The following is a 19,255-nucleotide window of genomic DNA, read 5'->3' as shown; positions in this document are numbered from 1 at the left end:
AAAAAAGGCATAAAATGTCTGTCCATCTGGGGAAGCTAGGGATGGCGGCGCGGCAAGCAGCTGTGTTTGCGGCATAAATTCGGAAGGGAGTGTCAGCTTGCAAATGAGACAAGGCGATGGATTGGATCAAACCCGCCGAAAATATTATGTATCCGTCCAGGCTGGGCAAATTCTTGAGGATCAAGGCGCAGCAGCCTACGAGCTGGAGATTATGGCGAACGAACGGGAGTTTATCCGCTTGCAGGAGCTATTTGAGGAGCTTTCGAGCATGGATGAATTGCAGACGTTCCATTTTGCCAAAACGCCGTTCAGCCCAGCTAGTGATGAAGAAATGAACTACGGCTACGATTCTTTAATTGTCCAAATTTATCAGCTTCTGCATGAGTATGGCACAGAATCAACGAAACGTCATATCGAGCAGATGGGACTGCCTCTTCATGAGGCGACAATGGGAGGGGGAGCAGAAGATGAGTCAATCACCTAAGGATAAAAGCTTGAAATTTGACGTAAACCCAAAGTTTGCCGAGCAGGTCGTCGATAAAAATCCTAAGCATGATGCGCAAAATAATCCGACTGGCAAACGTCGCGGCAATCAAAGATAAGCTATTTTTGACGTTAGCTAGCCAAAAGCTGTATGCGAACATTTTAATAACCTGATAGCGAATGCTTTACTGCTTCGCCTTACGGATTCGCCAATAAGCGAATGGTTAAGGCGTGTACAATGCGGTAAGCATTCGCTTTTTATTTTTCAAGAAAACCATAGGCTTTAAATATGGATTTAATTGAAAAACGCAGCGGTGGCGGGTATTGAAACCTGTGGGTGAAGAGGGTAAACTTACCAAGAGGGATGGAATGTAAAAGTGTGAAAGGGGGCTTTTAGGCTTTTACAACGGGCAAGCAGCATTCTTCTCTACTAATAAGGTTTTATAAGGAGTCCAAATGAAAAAAATTAGTGCTTTAATCATGTCATTATTTGTAGCTTTTTCCCTGTTTACTCCTGTACATGCGGCTGAGAAGCCAATAAGCGTCGTTATTAATGGCAGCGAAGTCAAATTCGACAATTTCGAGCCTGTTATTGAGAAGGGCAGCACGCTCGTGCCAATGCGTCCGATTTTGGAAGAGCTTGATGCGAAGGTCGTGTGGAATAAAAGCACGCAAACGGTAACCGCTACCAAAGAGGGCGTAGACCTGTCGCTGCAAATTGGCAACAAAACGGCTACGGTCAACGGCGAGAAAAAACAGCTTGAAGTGGCTCCAAAAACAATTAAAAATGTAACGTACATTCCGCTTCGTTTCATTGGTGAGGCAGCTGGCTATCAAGTAGACTGGAGCAAAGCGCTTCGCACGATTACTTTCACAGTTAAGGTCAATGCCGAAGGCAGCAAAGGCTTCCTGTGGAAAGTAGAAAAGAACGGCAATACCGTTTACTTGCTTGGTTCGATTCACGTGGCGAAAGACAGCATGTATCCGCTTCGCCCGGAAATTGAAGAGGCATTCAAAACCGCACAGCATCTCGCGGTAGAAGTAGACTTGACTAAGCTGGATGCAACTGCATTGCAAACTTATGCAAACAAACTGGGTACTTACTCGGATGGCACGACGCTGAAGGATCATGTCTCGGCTGAAACGTATGCGAAAATCGTTGCCTTGTTGAAGGCTAATAAATTACCAGAAAATGCATTTGATCCTTATAAGCCTTGGGCAGTAACACAATCTATTACTGCGCTGCAAATGCAGGGTACTGGCTATGAGACTAGCAATGGCATAGATCTTTATTTTACAGAAAAAGCGAATAAAGCGAATGTCCCTGTCATTTCCCTTGAGACAGCAGAAGGCCAGTTGTCGATGTTTGATCGTTTTTCTGATGCATTGCAGGAGAAGCAGCTGGTTGAAGCTTTAGATGCAGTAAGCCAGCAAGCACCTTCGGAGCCTACAGGCATTGATGCTTTAACGGATATGTGGGTAAGTGGCAGCGATGATGTACTCGTTTCAATGACAGAAGAAGTTGCCAAAGAGCCTGAATATTACAATGCTTTGATTAAAGACCGCAATAAAGGCATGACGGATCAAGTAAAAGGGTTTTTGAACGGCACTGATAAATCGACCTATTTTGTAGTAGTAGGAGCATTGCATATGTTGGGCCCTGACGGTATCGTGACGGTGCTTGAGAAAGATGGCTTTACCGTTGAAAGACAGTAGTAAATCGTTGCTATAATTGAATGATTAGGAATTAAAGACGCCATTTCTCCTGTTAATTGGGGAAGAAGTGGTGTCTTTTCTTTTTCCGTGTGGATAATGAATGCTATAATTTCGTAAAAATATTTTTATTTTAAAAATTAATCTTTTACTTACATAGCTATGTTGTAATATACTTCAATAAGCAGGAAGCATATAAACTGAAGGGATGTTTGAAGTGAAGAAAATAGTATTTTTTATCCTTATGATTTCGTTATTTATTCCAAGTGCTACAACAAGTTATGCAGCAGAAGGGAAATGGAGAGTATATTTGGATGGTACAGAGCTGACATTCAGCAATTCTCCATTTGTTAGTGAAGGCACGACACTAGTGCCCTTCCGCAATTTATTTGAAGCTTTAGGGGCAACGATTAGCTACAATGGCAAAACCAAAACGATCAATGCCAAAAAAGATAGCACAGAAATTATTTTAACGATCAATAATCCGATAGCTTATTCAAATGGGGCATCCTTTAAATTAAATGTGGCACCTAAGGCGATATCGGGTGTAACGTATGTGCCGCTTCGTTTTGTAAGTGAAACGTTAGGCTATGGCATTGAAGTGAAAAGCAAAAAAATATATTTGAATGCTGGAAATGCAACGGCGCCAACGACGGAAACGCCTGCTCCGACCACTACGCCGGCACCTACCCCAACCCCAACCGATCCTGCGAAAACGGGGGATATGACGATTGAGCAAATAGGCGAGCTGTCCGACCGGGTTGTGTATATTGAGGTAGTCGATCAAAATAATCAAGCAATCGCAAGCGGCAGCGGCGTAATTGTCGGTGCAAAAGGCGAAATTATAACGAATTATCATGTTATCGAAGGTGCTCATAAAGCGGTCATTTATACAAGTGATGAAGCAAAATATGTATCCAGCACTGTTTTGAATGCTGATAAGGATAGAGATCTGGCTTTGATTAAAATAGATTCATCTAATTTGAACTTGCCAACCGTTACGATTGGTGATTCCTCCAAGCTGAAACTGGGCGAATCGGTCGTGGCGATCGGATCGCCGCTAGGCTTTACTAATTCTCTTACTTCCGGCGTGGTTAGTTCGAAGAGCAGAACGGTCGACGGTCAAAATTATATTCAAATTTCTACGCCTATCGATCATGGCAGCAGCGGCGGGGCTTTATTTAATTTGAGAGGCGAGCTGGTGGGCATTACAACTGCGCTTGTAGAAAGCTCTGCGGCCATTAATTTAGCAATTCCATCTACTGATGTAAGCACATTTTTGAAGAAGCCTCAGCAATCTAAATCTTATACTGCGGCAGCACCAGGAGAAACAACGTCTGGAAGTGCTCAAGCTGCAACGGTAAAGCAAATTGAAAATTTTCTGAATGATGAGTATAGCTACTTGACCCAGGATGGTTTAGATCTTGAGTTCACTTGGTTTGTTTCGTATTCTGAGGATACCAAGGGCATTGTAATTGGTGGAATCATTACGGATGCTGCTGATTATTCCAGCCTGATGAAAATGCAAAAAAAGGATGATATGGTTATACCGGATCTGATGTATTATATTGCGGAAGAACTGCACGATAACTTAAATGTTGAAAAAGCAGCCGTCGGTTTATACCTCGATACGTATTCAAAAACCTATCCTAGCGCTTACCCTGTCGAATCCATTGAAAGAGAAGGAACGGGGTACCGCGTATTCCATAATTTTATTTTCGGAATGTTCGATTATAAAGAAAAGAGAATGTATTACTCATTAGATATTTACGGGGATGAAGATCTAGAAAGCATTCGGATTTAATGTATTCGTAAGAGCTACAAGTATTAAAAACAAAAGAGTGGCTTCTCAAATTGAGAAGCCACTCTTTTGTTTAAATTCCAAATAAAAAAGCAACGAAAGCGCACATTTTTGAAAAACGGTGTGCTTTCGTTGCTTTATCTAATTGAAATAAATGGAATTGAAGTACGTCCCAGGAGAGATTCGAACTCCCGACCGACGCCTTAGAAGGGCGTTGCTCTATCCAGCTGAGCTACTGGGACACGTAAGAATGAGTATAGCATGGCGGCCTGCATTTACGCAATAGGCAATTTCATGTTTCTGTTTGAAATCAGTTGGGTAAAAAAGCCACATGAATTAATATACACATTTTCAATGAGCAGGGCAAGCTTTTTTTGAAATTATGCTGCCGGATAAACGTATATTTTTATATTGCTCGCTTCCATGGTATAATCTATCGCAAGCAATGGACAGACGAAGCTGGAGTTTGACCGACAAGGTGGTGGTACCATTACAACTCCCAATGACTCGCATAATGAAGGCACAGGAAAAAACGTGTATTTGTTCCCGCGAATGTTGGATCAGTATCAAATTCAATTGACCCGGATGCTTGAAGCCGAGCAATACGGTGAAGCCAAGCGGCTGCTGCAGTTCCTGCTTTCCTGCAAAGGTGAGGACGAGCGCCACTATGAGGAATGGGAAAGCTTGCTTTCCTGGCTAGACATGGCTTTTCCGGAATATCGCGTGCCAGGTGAAGAGGGCGCGATGAATCCAGCAGAGCAGGAAGCGGATGAGCAAGCGATACGTGAAGATCTGCTCAATCCTGCTGAGCAGGATGAAGGCTATGTGAAACAGGTGCTCTACATTATGAAGCATCACCCGATGATTGATCAGCAGATTTTGGCGCTGGAGCGGGCGGTATTCATTCGGGCAACCGAGGTGGATGACATCATTTCACAGTGGCTCACTACGGCGTCAGACGTTCATCCTATCGTGCAGTTCAAGGCGCTGCAATGCTTGCGCAAGCGAGGAGCGACCGGACGGCTCGTTATGGACAGGCTAGGCGAGCAAGTAGAGCTTGAGATTGAGGCAACGCCGCTTGCAATGGATGATTTCCCGCAGCCCGTCAATCGCATTTTGGAGCGCGTGGAAAGCATTACGGAGGCGGATGATCCATCGCTTCCACATTTTGCAAGAGAGTTGTGGAAAGATAGCTTGCAATTTTTATACGGCACGACCGCTTACACTTGGATGCTGCGGGATGATGAGGAGACGGTGGATTGCTACGCAGGAGCGCTGCACCAGACTTTGTTAATTACCGTATATGGCACCGTCAATGATGATGATATTCGAGATACATACGGCATTACAGAAGCACTTAGATTCCGTTACGAACAGGCTTGCCGGACGCTTCGTCAGGTAGCCGTTGTACCGCAGCCAGGGGATGAAGATCCCGAGCCTTGATAAAAAAGCTCAATACTATTATAATAGAATGGTTTATGAAACGTGAAATCTACGGATGTATGCGTATTTTTGGAGGGGAAAGCATAAAATGAAAGCAACTTGGGAAAAAATAGACAAGAACATCGTATCCATCGATGTTGAGGTTGGTGCTGAGAAAGTAGCAGTAGCACTGGATGAGGCGTTTAAGAAAGTCGTTCAAAAGGTTAACGTTCCTGGATTCCGTAAAGGTAAAGTTCCACGGGGCATGTTCGAATCGCGCTTTGGCGTAGAGAGCCTTTATCAGGATGCAATCGACATTTTGCTGCCTGAAGCTTACACAAACGCAATCGAAGAAAACGATCTTCAGCCGGTTGACCGTCCTGAAATCGATGTTGAACAATTTGGCAAAGGCCAAACGTTCAAATTCAAAGCTAAAGTTATCGTTAAGCCAGAAGTTGAGCTTGGCGAGTACAAAGGCCTTGAAGTTACAGCTGCAAGCACAGAAGTTAGCGAAGAAGAAATCGCTGCTGAACTGGAGCGCCTGCAGCAGCGTCATGCTGAGCTGACTGTTCTTGAAGAAGGTCCAGCTGAGAACGGCGATACAACTGTCATTGATTTTGATGGTTATGTAGATGGCGAGCAGTTCGAAGGCGGCAAAAGCGAAGGCTATTCGCTTGAGCTAGGCTCGAATTCGTTCATTCCAGGCTTTGAAGATCAAGTCGTTGGCATGCAAATCGGCGACTTCAAAGATGTTGAAGTGACTTTCCCGGAAGCGTACCACGCTGAGAACCTTGCTGGTAAGCAAGCGATTTTCAAAGTGAAGCTGCACGAAATCAAACGCAAAAGCCTGCCTGCTCTTGACGATGAGTTCGCTAAAGATGTCAGCGAATTTGATACGCTTGAAGAGTACAAGCAAGATCTTGCTGGCAAGCTGAAAGAAAAGAAAGCTAAAGATGCAGAGCAATTGCTTGAAGTTCAACTCGTTGAAAAAGCAAGCGAAGCTGCGCAAGTGGAAATTCCACAGCCAATGGTTGATACGGAAGTGGATTTCATGCTTCGCGATTTCGAAAACCGTCTTCGCATGCAAGGCATGACGCTGGACCTGTACTACCAGTTCTCTGGCCAAGACGAGTCCGTGCTTCGTGAGCAAATGGCAGGCGATGCAGCTAAACGCGTTCGCAACAACCTGGTTCTTGAAGCGATTGCTAAAGCAGAAAACATCGAGATTACAGACGAGGATTTGACAGCTGAGCTTGAAACGCTGTCGACTTCTTACAACCGTCCAGTTGAAGAGCTTCGTGAACTTTTCACGAAGAACGGCAACATTGACAGCCTGAAGCAAGATGTTCAACTTCGCAAAACAATCAAGTTCCTGAATGACAACAGCAAGATTGTTGAAGCGGCTCAGGAAGCTTAATCAATCAACTGAATATAAGCATTAACTTGAGAATAAGGCACGTCTACCCACGTGCCTTATTTTCAAACTACATAATGGTACAACCAAGCGCGGGGCAGTTCTCCGTACATATCAAGCATCGCCGTTCGCATAAGGTAGTAGTGAAAAATGACAGTGAGCTTTTGGCGTGTTACAATAAAGTTGGAAATTAAGCCATAAACGAAAAGAGGTTGGTCGGATGAATCTGGTACCTATCGTAGTCGAACAAACGAATCGCGGGGAGAGGTCTTACGATATTTACTCGCGTTTGCTCAAGGACAGAATTATTTTTCTCGGAAGTGCGATTGATGACGATGTTGCAAACTCCATCATTGCACAGCTGCTTTTTCTAACGGCCGACGATCCTGAGAAAGACATCCATCTGTACATCAATTCCCCTGGCGGTTCTGTAACGGCTGGCATGGGCATTTTTGATACGATGCAATATATTAAGCCGGACGTGTCTACGATTTGTGTAGGTATGGCTGCGAGCATGGGTTCCCTTCTGCTGACAGCGGGAGCCAAGGGCAAGCGTTTTGCGCTGCCTAACAGCGAAGTTATGATTCATCAGCCGCTTGGCGGCGTAAGAGGTCAGGCTACGGATATTAAAATTCATGCCGACTGGATTCTTAAAACGAAGCATAAGCTGAATAATATTTATGTGGAGCGTACCGGTCAGCCCTATGATAAAATCGACCGCGATACAGATCGCGATTATTTTCTTAGTGCGCAGGAAGCGTTGGAATACGGCTTGATCGACAAGGTTATTACCACGCCGATATAAGATTTTGATGAAGGGGTGATTCCATGTTTAAATTCAACGATGAGAAGGGCCAGTTGAAATGCTCATTCTGCGGCAAATCGCAGGAGCAAGTGCGTAAATTGGTTGCCGGTCCCGGCGTCTATATATGCGATGAATGTATCGAGCTCTGCACGGAGATTGTAGAGGAAGAGCTAGGTCATGAAGAAGAGCTGGACCTGAAAGACATTCCGAAGCCGCAAGATATTCGCGGTATTCTTGATTCCTATGTGATCGGACAGGAATTTGCTAAGAAGTCGCTTGCAGTTGCTGTTTACAACCACTACAAGCGCGTAAATTCTCAAAGCAAAATCGAAGACGTTGAACTGCAAAAGAGTAACATTTTGCTCGTTGGCCCTACAGGCTCGGGTAAAACGCTGCTGGCGCAGACGATGGCTAAAATTTTGAACGTTCCATTCGCAATTGCTGATGCAACCTCGCTTACTGAAGCGGGTTATGTGGGCGAGGACGTTGAGAACATTTTGCTCAAGCTTATTCAGGCGGCAGACTATGACGTTGAGAAAGCGGAGCGCGGCATTATTTATATCGATGAAATTGATAAGGTTGCTCGTAAATCCGAGAACCCTTCAATTACACGCGATGTATCGGGTGAAGGCGTTCAGCAAGCCCTGCTGAAAATTCTTGAAGGCACGGTAGCCTCTGTACCGCCACAAGGCGGACGCAAGCATCCACATCAAGAGTTCATCCAAATTGATACGACGAACATTTTGTTTATTTGCGGCGGTGCCTTCGATGGGCTGGAGCAGCTAATCAAACGTCGTATCGGCAAAAAAGTGATCGGCTTCAATTCTACTGGCGAAGTACAGAAGGATTTGAAAGCAGGCGAATACTTGTCGATGGTACTGCCGGAAGATTTGCTCAAATTCGGCCTTATCCCCGAGTTTGTCGGCCGTCTGCCTGTTATCTCGACTTTGGAGCCGCTTGATGAGCCGGCTTTGGTACGGATTTTGTCCGAACCTAAAAATGCGCTCGTTAAGCAATACCAGAAGCTGCTGGAGATGGACAATGTAAAATTGGACTTCGAAGAAGGCGCTTTGGAAGCGATCGCTAAGGAAGCAATCAAGCGCAATACAGGTGCCCGCGGCCTTCGTGCCATTATTGAGGGCATTATGCTTGATGTGATGTATGAAATTCCATCGCGCGATGATGTCAACACTTGCCTCGTTACGGAGCAGGCTGTTCGGGACAAAATTATGCCTGAGCTGACTGCGAAGAAGGGCAAGAAGAAGGAAGAAAGCGCCTAAATAATATTCATCACCGTCACTGTTCCACCCGCTGGGCGGCTTCATAGCTCGCATCAAGAGGGTGGACTTTGACGTTCATGGGAGAGATCACTGTATGTACACACGTAAAGATACGGTGCCTGTCAAAGTCGGCAACTTGACGATTGGCGGCAGCGACGAAGTCATCATTCAAAGTATGTGCACGACCAAAACGGCAGACGTAGAGGCAACTGTTGCGGAAATACTTCGGCTCGAGGAAGCGGGCTGTCAGGTCGTTCGCGTGACCGTCAACAATAAGGAAGCGGCGGAAGCGATTAAGGAAATAAAGAAGCGGATTCATATTCCTCTTGTTGCCGATATCCATTTTGATTATAGGCTCGCGCTTGCTGCAATTGAAAACGGCATTGACAAGGTTAGAATCAATCCCGGCAATATCGGCCGCCGCGAGCGTGTTGAAGCGGTCGTGAAAGCTTGCAAGGAAAAAGGCATTCCGATTCGTATCGGTGTAAATGCAGGCTCCTTAGAAAATCATTTGCTGGAGAAATACGGCTATCCGACGCCTGAAGCAATGGTGGAGAGCGCTTTGTTCCACATTGGCATTTTGGAGGAGCTGGATTTCCACGATATTATTGTGTCGCTCAAAGCTTCTGACGTTCCGATGGCTATTGCTGCTTACAAGATGGCTGCGGAGAAGATCCGTTACCCGCTTCACCTTGGCATTACGGAAGCAGGCACACTGCATACGGGCACGATCAAAAGTGCTGCTGGCATTGGCGCGCTGCTGACGCTTGGCATCGGCAATACGCTGCGTATTAGTCTAAGTGCTGATCCTGTGGAAGAAGTAAAGGTAGCTCGCGAGCTGCTGAAAACATTTGGACTTATTACGAATGCGGCAACGCTCGTCTCCTGTCCAACTTGCGGACGGCTTGATATTGACTTGTTCACGATCGCCAATGAGGTCGAGGAATATATTTCGAAAATCAAGGTGCCGATCAAGGTGTCAGTGCTTGGCTGTGCCGTCAATGGTCCTGGTGAAGCGCGTGAAGCAGATATCGGTATTGCAGGAGCTAGAGGCGAAGGGATGCTGTTCCGTTACGGAGAGCTGGTTCGCAAAGTTCCGGAAGCTGAGCTGCTGAACGAGCTGAAGAAGGAAATTGATATTATCGTTCACGCTTTTGAAGAAACAGGAGAAATTCCTGGCCGCAAGCATCATACGCCTGCCTTATAAACATGGCCGTGCTGTTGTTCATGTGAACGACGGCACGGTTTTTTTTGAAAATAAAGGAAAGTATAGCATTGCGCGATACCTTCTCTTAATTTCTCGGAATGAAACTCGCCGCGCCGCCAAAGGATGGCGACAGCCGTTTCATCTTGAATCAGCTTCTATATCTGAGCAAAACGGGCGTTGCCGCCAACGGAAGGCAACGCCGTTTACGCTTATATAGATGGTTATTTTTCTCCTGATGAGGCAATACTACCAGTTATGAACTTTATTGCCGGAGTGTGCCTTTGAGAGGAGCGGGTAACAAATGAATTTAAGTATTATTTTGATGTTGATTCAAGTGTTTTTTGCAGTGGTTATCGGTTTGTATTTCTGGAATTTGCTGCGCAATCAAAAAACGAATCGGTCTGCGGTTGACCGTGAGTCCCGCAAGGAAATGGATAAGCTGCGCAAGCTGCGTTCCATCTCGCTGACGAAGCCGCTTGCCGAGAAGACAAGGCCGCAGGCGATGCAGGATATCGTTGGCCAGCTGGATGGCCTGCGCGCGCTCAAAGCCGCGCTGTGCAGCGCAAATCCGCAGCATGTCATTATTTATGGACCGCCGGGCGTCGGGAAAACAGCGGCAGCTCGCGTTGTGCTGGAGGAAGCGAAGAAAAATGCGTCCTCGCCGTTTTTGCCTGAAGCGAAGTTTACGGAAATCGATGCAACTACTGCGAGATTTGATGAGCGCGGCATTGCAGATCCTTTGATTGGTTCCGTTCACGATCCGATATATCAAGGCGCGGGGGCAATGGGCGTTGCTGGTATCCCTCAGCCGAAGGCTGGCGCTGTAACGAAGGCGCATGGCGGTATTTTGTTCATTGACGAAATCGGAGAATTGCATCCCGTCCAAATGAATAAGCTGTTAAAAGTGCTCGAAGATCGCAAAGTGTATTTGGAGAGCGCCTATTATAATTCCGAGGACGTTAACATTCCTTCGTATATCCATGATATTTTTCAAAATGGCCTGCCTGCCGATTTCCGTCTTGTCGGTGCAACGACACGTTCGCCGCAGGAGCTGCCGCCCGCGATTCGCTCGCGCTGCATGGAAATTTTCTTTCGTCCGCTGCTTGCTGGTGAAATTTCCTCCATTGCCGAAAATGCGATTCGGAAAATTGGATTTTCCCCATGCCCTGAAGCAGTAGAGGTCGTGCAGCGCTATGCGACAAATGGCCGTGAAGCGGTAAACGTCATTCAGCTGGCCGCAGGCGTTGCTTTGTCCGAGAAACGAGATCGCATTACAGCAGCCGATGTAGAATGGGTTGTGAACAGCAGCCAAATTCCGCCGCGTCCAGAGCGCAAGGTGCCGGAGGCGCCGCAAGTGGGCGTTGTCAACGGTCTTGCCGTCTATGGCCCGAATATGGGCATGCTGCTCGAAGTGGAGGTCAGTGCTATTCCAGCTGCCAGCGGCAAAGGGCAATATACGATTACTGGAGTGGTCGAGGAGGAAGAGCTTGGCGGAGGCTCGCGTACGCTGCGCCGCAAAAGCATGGCGAAAGGCTCTGTCGAAAACGTTCTGACGATGCTGCGCCGGTATGGTCTCAATCCGCAGGATTATGACTTGCATATCAACTTCCCTGGCGGAACGCCGATTGATGGCCCGTCTGCTGGGGTTGCAATGGCGACGGCAATTGCTTCAGCGATCAAAAACGAGACCATCGACAACAAGCTGGCGATGACCGGGGAAGTTGGCATCCATGGCGACGTCAAGCCTGTAGGCGGCGTGCTGGCGAAGGTTGAGGCTGCTTTTCAGGCAGGGGCAGATACGGTCATTATTCCGCGTGAAAACTGGCAGGCCATTTTTGCTGATCTGAAAGGTTTGAAGGTCATTCCTGTGGAACGTGTAGATGAAGTATTTAATCTGGTGTTCCCTCTAGGAAATACGATCGTAAACGAAGTGGAAAACCACGTTCCAAACGAACGGTATATGGGGGCGGCTGTTCCCTATTTGCAGGCTGATTCCGCAGAATGATAAAATAAGGGAGACTTGAACTTTTGGAGGTGCTGGTGTGGGACCCGGAAAAACGAAAAACCGTCGGCTGCCCTTGCTTCCGCTCAGGGGGCTACTGGTATATCCCAGCATGGTGCTACACCTTGATGTGGGTAGGGATAAATCGGTTCGCGCGCTAGAGCGCGCGATGGTTGACGATCATATGATATTGCTTTGCTCGCAATCGGAAGTGAACATAGAGGAGCCGACCGAGGAAGATATTTACAGAGTCGGTACGATTGCGAAGGTACGGCAGATGCTTAAGCTGCCTAACGGAACGATCCGCGTGCTGGTGGAAGGCGTCCTGCGCGCGGAAATTATGGATTATTTGCCGACAGAAGAATTTTATGAGGTTATGGTTAAGGAATTCCCGGAAGAGGAAACAACCGACCCTGAGGTTGATGCGCTCATGCGCTCGGTGCTCAGCCAATTCGAGCATTATACTTCCTTGTCCAAAAAAATTACGCCAGAGACGCATGCTGCGGTCTCGGATATCGATGATCCAGGGCGTCTGGCCGATGTCATTACGAGCCATCTGTCGCTCAAGATTAAAGACAAGCAGGATATTTTGGAGACGATCGATGTCCGTCAGCGGCTTGAGCGTCTGCTCGATATTTTGAACAATGAGCGGGAAGTGCTGGAGCTGGAGCGCAAAATCAGCCAGCGCGTCAAGAAGCAGATGGAGAAAACGCAGAAGGAATATTATTTGCGTGAGCAGATGAAAGCGATCCAGAAGGAGCTTGGCGAGAAGGAAGGACGCGCCGGCGAGGTTGAGGAGCTGCGCAGCCAGCTGGAGCAGGCAGGCGTTCCTGACCAAGTGAAAGAAAAGATTGAGAAAGAAATTGACCGTCTGGAAAAAATGCCGACCACCTCGGCTGAAGGCGGCGTTATACGCAATTATATCGATTGGCTTTTATCGTTGCCATGGAACAAGGAGACTGAAGATGATCTCAGTCTATCCAAGGCGGAAGACATTCTCAATCAGGATCATTACGGGCTTGAAAAGCCGAAGGAGCGGGTACTGGAATACCTTGCGGTCCAGCAGCTTGTGAAAAAGCTTAAAGGACCGATTCTGTGTCTAGTCGGCCCTCCAGGCGTTGGTAAAACGTCGCTCGCTCGGTCCATTGCGAAGTCGCTCGGGCGCAAATTCGTTCGCATATCGCTTGGCGGGGTGCGGGACGAGGCAGAAATTCGCGGGCATCGCCGTACATACGTGGGTGCTATGCCAGGGCGCATTATTCAAGGCATGAAGACGGCCGGTTCAAGCAACCCGGTATTTCTGCTCGATGAAATCGACAAGATGGCAATGGATTTCCGCGGCGATCCGGCCTCTGCATTGCTTGAGGTGCTGGACCCGGAGCAAAATAATACGTTTAGCGATCATTTTGTTGAGGTTCCATTCGACTTGTCGAGCGTCATGTTCGTAACGACGGCGAATGCCATGCATAACATTCCGCGTCCCCTTCTGGACCGGATGGAAGTGCTATACATTCCCGGATATACCGAGCTTGAGAAGCTGAAAATCGCTGAGCGTTATTTGCTGCCGAAGCAGAAGCGGGAGCATGGCCTTACTGATGAGCAGCTGCATGTGAGCGAAGAAACGCTGCTTCAGCTTATTCGCGATTACACGCGCGAATCCGGCGTGCGGAATTTGGAGCAGCAAATGGCTGCGATTTGCCGCAAGGCAGCGAAGCAAATTGTCGCATCGGGCACGGTTCCGATCAAGGCAGAGGAAGCTGCTGAGCAGGATGAGCCTGCTCTGAATGTGCTGGAAGCGGCATTTGGCGAGGGCGGAGAAGCTGCATCCCTATCTGGGCGTCTAGAGAAGCAGCAAGAGGCTGCCCTGCAGTCTGAGCCGCAATCAGAGACAGAGCAGCCTGCTGAGGTGAAGCCGCTCAACGTTGATCTGGAGCTGCTTAAGGAGTGGCTTGGACCTGCGAAGTTCCGCTACGGCATGGCTGAGGCTGAAAATCAGATCGGTGCCGTTACAGGCCTGGCCTGGACGGAGGTTGGCGGCGATACGCTCGTTATTGAGGTGACCGTTATGCCGGGCAGCGGAAAGCTGACACTCACGGGGCAGCTCGGAGATGTCATGAAGGAATCGGCGCAGGCTGCGTTCAGCTATACGCGTTCGAAGGCGCTGGAGCTTGGCATTGACCCGCAGTTCCATGAGAAAAACGATATTCATATTCATATTCCGGAAGGTGCGATTCCGAAGGATGGACCGTCTGCAGGCATCACGATAGCCACTGCGCTCATATCGGCTTTGACTGGACGTTATGTGTCCAAAGAGGTCGCGATGACAGGGGAAATCACGCTTCGCGGACGCGTACTGCCAATCGGCGGACTCAAGGAGAAATCGCTTGCCGCCCACCGCGCAGGCATTAAGAAAATATTGCTGCCGAAGGATAATGAACGCGATCTGCGCGACATTCCAGACAGTGTGCGGAGCGAGATAACGTTTGTCCCGGTTGGGCATATTGATGAAGTCCTCCTGCATGCGCTGCTTCCGGCCAACACAGAAGAGAAAGCAGGAACACCTATATTATGAAGATTACACAAGCTGATTTTATTATAAGCGCGGTTCAGCCGCACCAATACCCGGAGGATGCCTTGCCAGAGATTGCTCTGGCAGGGCGTTCGAATGTCGGGAAGTCCTCATTAATTAATAAAATGATTATGCGTAAAAACTTGGCAAGAACAAGCTCGCAGCCTGGTAAAACCCAGCAGCTTAACTATTACCGCGTCAATGACAGCATCTATTTTGTCGATTTTCCCGGTTATGGCTATGCCAAAGTTTCCAAAACCCAGCGCGAAGCTTTTGGTCAAATGATTGAAAGATACATTCGTGATCGCAAGGAGCTTAAGCTGCAACTGCTTATTATCGATATTCGCCATGAGCCATCGAAGGATGACCAGCTTATGTACAATTGGCTCAAGCATTACAATATTCCAACCTGCATTGTTGCAACGAAAGCGGACAAAATCCCTAAAGGCAAATGGGACAAGCATATTAAAATGATCAAGACGACGCTGCAAGCGGACCCTCGTGATAAAGTAGTGCTCTATTCCTCGGAGACCGGCCAAGGCCGCGATGAATTATGGAGCGTTATTACGGAGACGATATCCACATAAGGGAGCAAGTGCGGCAACTTTTCACATAAGAAAGAGAATACAGGAAGATATGTGGGTCTCCTCGCATAATTTTCCCGTTTTTTCTGAAATATGCGAGAATTTCGGCACTGAGCGGCAGGAATAAATGGATGCAATCACGTATAATATAGGTAAGCAAGCGTGAAAGGGCGAATGGTCATTAGATGGATTCGTTTCAAATTTACGTAAAGCGGGTATAGAAGAATAGAATTGATTGTAGCATCCAATTGCAAGTTTAAAGAATTGAGGAGATTTTTATGGCTCAGCGGCTAGCCACAGAGTATGTAAATGCCAAACTGCAGTTAACGAATGAAGAGATGACCCAATTTGTCCGTTTTTTTGATGATCAGCAGCTTCACCTACAAGTGATGGTGCTCGATAACGGCAATCAGGAGCTGGTTCTCGAAGACGTAGCAGGGAGGGAAGAGATCAGACTGATCTTTGAGCGTCAACAAGACCGTTACGTTTGTGTGCTCACCTGCCGCCTTGTTCACCAGAAGCTAACCAATGCTATGCGCAAAGCTGTTTCAGCTTTCCATGGGGACGCCGTTGTTAATCGCATTTACAGCCATTATACAATGACCTACCACTATATACAGGGAGCCGTTCGTAAAATCGTTGAAACAACGAAGAGCGGCGCACGTGTTGTGTTCGAATACAAGGATACGATCGGGCAACTGGAGCGGGTATTCCGCAGCCGTTTGATTGAACGCGAGATTTCGATGGTGAATAATGCCATTAACGAGCTGCTTGATCTTCGGAATCAGACGAAAAATCAGACGGAAATCGCCGCAATTGATGAGCGTTTGGCCTCGCATACGCAGAAGCTGTTTGTGCTTGAGGCGTAATGATGCCATGGCTTGCAGACAGTAAACATAAGCTTATAGGAATCGCTGCTGCGGTTTCTTTTTTTTATTTTCAGGAAGGGCTGCTTGAGGCAGAACTATGAAGTGGTAATTTTTGGTTTTGATTGCATACTGCAACATTTAGAGGATAGAAGCAGTCCATAATAACGAAGGACAATCTTTTACGAGTAAAAGAAGCAGGAGCTTCACGTGAATCTGGAGGTATACAGCATGATAAAAACAACGGCATTCAAATCGTTTGCCTGTATGGCGGCAGCCGCAACTATGCTGCTGCTGGCTGCTTGCAGCGGAGCGGGGAATACTGCACCGACTGCTACCTCTGCCGTTCAAAGCAGCACGCCTGATGGCCAGCAACAGGCTGAACAAACATCAGATAGCCAGGAAACATCCGCTAACGGTCAGGAAACAGCGCCAGCAAGCTCGTCTGATGCTGGACAAGCAGGTCAGACGGCACATGCAGGGCAAGCGAGCGAAACACCCAGCATAGGCCAGCTTGTTGATTTGGCGAAGGAAGGTAAAATTCCCGAGGTGAAATACGCAGCGCATATTGCGCTGTTCGACGAGATTGAGCAGGATTGGGGTAAGGCTGACAGCACGGAGGCTGCGGGAAAAGGGATTTACGCAGCCTATACAAAACGGGGCGTTACGATCGGCTTCAACAAAGGCATGAAGGTGTTCGATATGCGTTCCTACGCGGCCAATTTGCAGCAGTTGTCTTACGTTGATATTGAGAAGTCACTGGGCAAAGCCGATGAAACAGCGACGAATGGCGACGATCAGATTTATGTGTACAAGGTGAATGATCAATACCAGCTCAAATTCATTATCCCGAAAGCAACCGGAAAGGTCGACCATATTTCCGTATTCAGTCCGCAGGATGCAAAAAATAATATGGCCGGCTGAAAAAAAAGGTTGCAATTCTGACGGATAGATGTTATTTTTAATCTCGTTGAAAACATCGTTTAACACAATAATAGGAACCAGGATTCACTCAGGACATGGTTATGTTGCGAGAGATTATTCCCTCGGGAAGTGAATGACGTAGGTCCTAGCGGATGAAATTTTTAAACATTTTATTCCTAGGAAGGGGGAACCGGAAGATGGAATACTCAACTTTCGGAAGACACGTTGCTGTTGATACTTGGGGAGTAGATTTCGATCTACTGAACAACGCTGAATTTTTGCAAGCCCAAATGGTGGAGGCTGCTGAAAGCTGTGGCGCTACTGTAATGTCGGTGCAATCCAAACAATTTGAGCCTCAAGGAGCAACCGTACTCGTGTTGCTGTCAGAGAGTCACCTCTCTATTCACACGTATCCTGAGAGAGGATTCGCCGCGCTTGATTGTTATACTTGCGGTGAAACCGTGGATCCACAGGTGGCTATCGATTATATGATTGCTGTGCTGAAGCCAACAACAACTCATGCAAAGAAGCTGATACGCGGTATGGGCGAATTGCAAGTTGAAGAACCGAAAATGAAACAAATCGAGCTCGTTTAAAGCTCTCACATGTATGATACAGAAATAACCATGGAAGCTTCCATGGTTATTTCTTTGTATGATTAGGGAATAATGGATTTGTGGTTCAAACTTTATTCATAAATGAAGGAAGTATGAATGTCGAACTGTGCTATAATGGCGTAGAAAGAATGAGACGCGGCAATTTGATAAGGGAGGCAGGTGACACATATGCACATTATTACAGTAGGTCTTAACTACCGTACAGCTCCAGTAGAAGTGAGAGAACGTTTTGCGTTTTCGGAAAAAGAGCTGCCAGAAGCTGTCAAACAGCTTATGAATACAGACAGCATTATGGAATGTGTCATTGTAGCGACCTGCAATCGGACAGAATTGTATGCGGTGGTGGACAGGCATCATTTGTGCGGGCATTATATCCGCAGCTTTATGGAGCAGTGGTTCAACCTGCCTAGGAAAGAATTTACGAATCATTTATATATGTACGAGGATGAGAAGGCGATTGAGCATCTATTCCGCGTTGCAAGCGGTTTGGATTCCATGATTATCGGCGAGACGCAAATTCTCGGACAAGTGAAGGATGCTTTCGCACTAGCCCAGCAGCAAAGAACGACGGGAACGCTTTTCAATACGCTGTTTAAGCAGGCGATTACGATGGCGAAGCGTGCGCATTCGGAGACGACGATTGGCGAATCTGCCGTATCGGTCAGCTATGCTGCCGTTGAACTGGGCAAGCGTATATTCGGTCAATTTTCCAAAAAGACGGTTATGCTGATTGGGGCTGGCGAGACCGGCGAGCTGACAGCGAAGCATCTGTATGCGAATGGGGCTGACCGGGTTATCGTCGTGAACCGGACGTATGAACGTGCCGTTCAATTAGCGGACAAGTTTAACGGAATAGCTTGCTCGATGGACGAAGCGGCGAATAGGCTGCATGAAGCTGATATTGTCATTAGCTCGACGGGAGCTGACAACTTCGTGCTTACGCGTCAGGTTGTCGCAAGCGCCATGCAGCGCCGGAGATCAAAGCCGCTGTTCATGATTGATATCGCGGTTCCTAGGGATCTTGATCCAACGATTGCTGCGGTGGACAACGTCTTTTTGTATGACATCGACGACTTGGAGGGCATTGTGGAAAGTAACTTGGAACAGCGCCGCAAGGAAGCCGCCAAAATCGAAACAATGATCGCTCAGGAAATGGATCTGTTTGAGCAATGGTACAAAACGCTGGGAGTCGTGCCGCTTATTCGGGCGCTTCAGACGAAAGCGGCAGAGATTCATGAGGAGACGTTCAACAGCTTGACGAACAAGCTCCCGGATCTGGACGAGCATGAGCTTAAAGTAATCAGAAAGCTGACGAAGAGCATTGTCAATCAAATGATGCAGGACCCTATTTTGCGGATTAAGGAAATGGCCGGAGAAAGACGTGCTGAAGAAGCGATGGACATGTTTGTAAAGCTTTTTGCACTGGAAGAGCAATTGGACAAGTCGCAGCAAGCTGAGCTTAAAGCGGAAGCTGCCGAGGCGGCTGCAGCAAAAATGAAAAATGTGCAATCACCTGCAGCTACGGCAGCATTGGCTTCTGCCCTTCGGTAGAAGCACGCTCTTGACAG

Annotated in this window: 16 protein-coding genes and 1 tRNA gene; 16 read left to right on the top strand and 1 reads right to left on the bottom strand. The window is 47.5% G+C overall.

From position 1 onward, the window contains the following. Positions 1-103 precede the first annotated feature (103 nt). The 4 genes from AC50Y5_RS24535 to AC50Y5_RS24520 all read left to right on the top strand — a co-directional run bounded on the left by AC50Y5_RS24535 (position 104) and on the right by AC50Y5_RS24520 (position 4,000). On the top strand, positions 104-484 hold the full coding sequence (locus tag AC50Y5_RS24535; protein WP_056039857.1) for a hypothetical protein: 381 nt from the start codon (positions 104-106) through the stop codon (positions 482-484). After that, on the top strand, positions 468-602 hold the full coding sequence (locus AC50Y5_RS24530; protein ID WP_257790761.1) for a hypothetical protein: 135 nt from the start codon (positions 468-470) through the stop codon (positions 600-602). Before AC50Y5_RS24535 ends, AC50Y5_RS24530 begins: the two co-directional genes overlap by 17 nt. A 337-nt stretch (positions 603-939) precedes the next feature. After that, positions 940-2,199: a TraB/GumN family protein gene (locus AC50Y5_RS24525; protein WP_056039858.1), complete on the top strand. Its 1,260-nt coding sequence runs from the start codon at positions 940-942 to the stop codon at positions 2,197-2,199. 214 nt (positions 2,200-2,413) lie between these two features. Next, the gene (locus AC50Y5_RS24520) at positions 2,414-4,000 is read left to right on the top strand and encodes a trypsin-like peptidase domain-containing protein (protein WP_494864043.1); all 1,587 of its coding nucleotides are present in this window, start codon (positions 2,414-2,416) and stop codon (positions 3,998-4,000) included. A gap of 165 nt (positions 4,001-4,165) precedes the next feature. Here AC50Y5_RS24520 and AC50Y5_RS24515 read toward each other — a convergent pair. Beyond that, a tRNA-Arg gene (locus AC50Y5_RS24515) sits at positions 4,166-4,239 on the bottom strand. Between the two features lie 292 nt (positions 4,240-4,531). Here AC50Y5_RS24515 and AC50Y5_RS24510 point away from each other — a divergent pair. The 12 genes from AC50Y5_RS24510 to hemA all read left to right on the top strand — a co-directional run bounded on the left by AC50Y5_RS24510 (position 4,532) and on the right by hemA (position 19,238). Then, positions 4,532-5,440: a hypothetical protein gene (locus tag AC50Y5_RS24510; RefSeq protein ID WP_494864042.1), complete on the top strand. Its 909-nt coding sequence runs from the start codon at positions 4,532-4,534 to the stop codon at positions 5,438-5,440. Positions 5,441-5,528: 88 nt separating this feature from the next. Next, the gene (gene tig / locus AC50Y5_RS24505) at positions 5,529-6,836 is read left to right on the top strand and encodes a trigger factor (protein WP_056039866.1); all 1,308 of its coding nucleotides are present in this window, start codon (positions 5,529-5,531) and stop codon (positions 6,834-6,836) included. A gap of 217 nt (positions 6,837-7,053) precedes the next feature. Continuing rightward, entirely contained in the window at positions 7,054-7,638 is a 585-nt protein-coding gene (gene clpP, locus AC50Y5_RS24500) for an ATP-dependent Clp endopeptidase proteolytic subunit ClpP (protein ID WP_056039867.1), read from the top strand. A gap of 23 nt (positions 7,639-7,661) precedes the next feature. Further along, positions 7,662-8,918 (top strand): ATP-dependent protease ATP-binding subunit ClpX, encoded by a 1,257-nt coding sequence (gene clpX / locus AC50Y5_RS24495; protein ID WP_046229405.1) that lies wholly within the window; start codon positions 7,662-7,664, stop codon positions 8,916-8,918. Between the two features lie 94 nt (positions 8,919-9,012). Next, positions 9,013-10,125: a flavodoxin-dependent (E)-4-hydroxy-3-methylbut-2-enyl-diphosphate synthase gene (gene ispG / locus AC50Y5_RS24490; RefSeq protein WP_056039869.1), complete on the top strand. Its 1,113-nt coding sequence runs from the start codon at positions 9,013-9,015 to the stop codon at positions 10,123-10,125. Between the two features lie 301 nt (positions 10,126-10,426). Continuing rightward, complete coding sequence (gene lonB, locus AC50Y5_RS24485) at positions 10,427-12,130, top strand: ATP-dependent protease LonB (RefSeq protein ID WP_056039871.1); 1,704 nt, start codon at positions 10,427-10,429, stop codon at positions 12,128-12,130. Between the two features lie 37 nt (positions 12,131-12,167). Beyond that, positions 12,168-14,699, top strand: coding sequence for an endopeptidase La (lon, locus tag AC50Y5_RS24480; RefSeq protein ID WP_056039873.1), 2,532 nt, complete (start codon positions 12,168-12,170; stop codon positions 14,697-14,699). Then, positions 14,696-15,283 carry a ribosome biogenesis GTP-binding protein YihA/YsxC gene (gene yihA / locus AC50Y5_RS24475; RefSeq protein WP_046229401.1) on the top strand — a complete coding sequence of 196 codons (588 nt, stop codon included), beginning with the start codon at positions 14,696-14,698 and terminating at the stop codon, positions 15,281-15,283. Before lon ends, yihA begins: the two co-directional genes overlap by 4 nt. Before the next feature lie 275 nt (positions 15,284-15,558). Beyond that, complete coding sequence (locus tag AC50Y5_RS24470) at positions 15,559-16,149, top strand: hypothetical protein (protein WP_056039874.1); 591 nt, start codon at positions 15,559-15,561, stop codon at positions 16,147-16,149. 228 nt (positions 16,150-16,377) lie between these two features. Next, on the top strand, positions 16,378-17,070 hold the full coding sequence (locus AC50Y5_RS24465; RefSeq protein WP_494864041.1) for a YjgB family protein: 693 nt from the start codon (positions 16,378-16,380) through the stop codon (positions 17,068-17,070). 197 nt (positions 17,071-17,267) lie between these two features. After that, the gene (speD, locus tag AC50Y5_RS24460; protein ID WP_056039878.1) at positions 17,268-17,666 is read left to right on the top strand and encodes an adenosylmethionine decarboxylase; all 399 of its coding nucleotides are present in this window, start codon (positions 17,268-17,270) and stop codon (positions 17,664-17,666) included. A gap of 189 nt (positions 17,667-17,855) precedes the next feature. Beyond that, positions 17,856-19,238: a glutamyl-tRNA reductase gene (hemA, locus tag AC50Y5_RS24455; protein ID WP_056039880.1), complete on the top strand. Its 1,383-nt coding sequence runs from the start codon at positions 17,856-17,858 to the stop codon at positions 19,236-19,238. Positions 19,239-19,255: the final 17 nt, after the last annotated feature.

Source organism: Paenibacillus sp. JT22N7 (assembly GCF_059383875.1).
The sequence above is the reverse complement of the archived record's forward strand: the minus strand, read 5'-3'. Positions and strand labels throughout refer to the sequence as shown.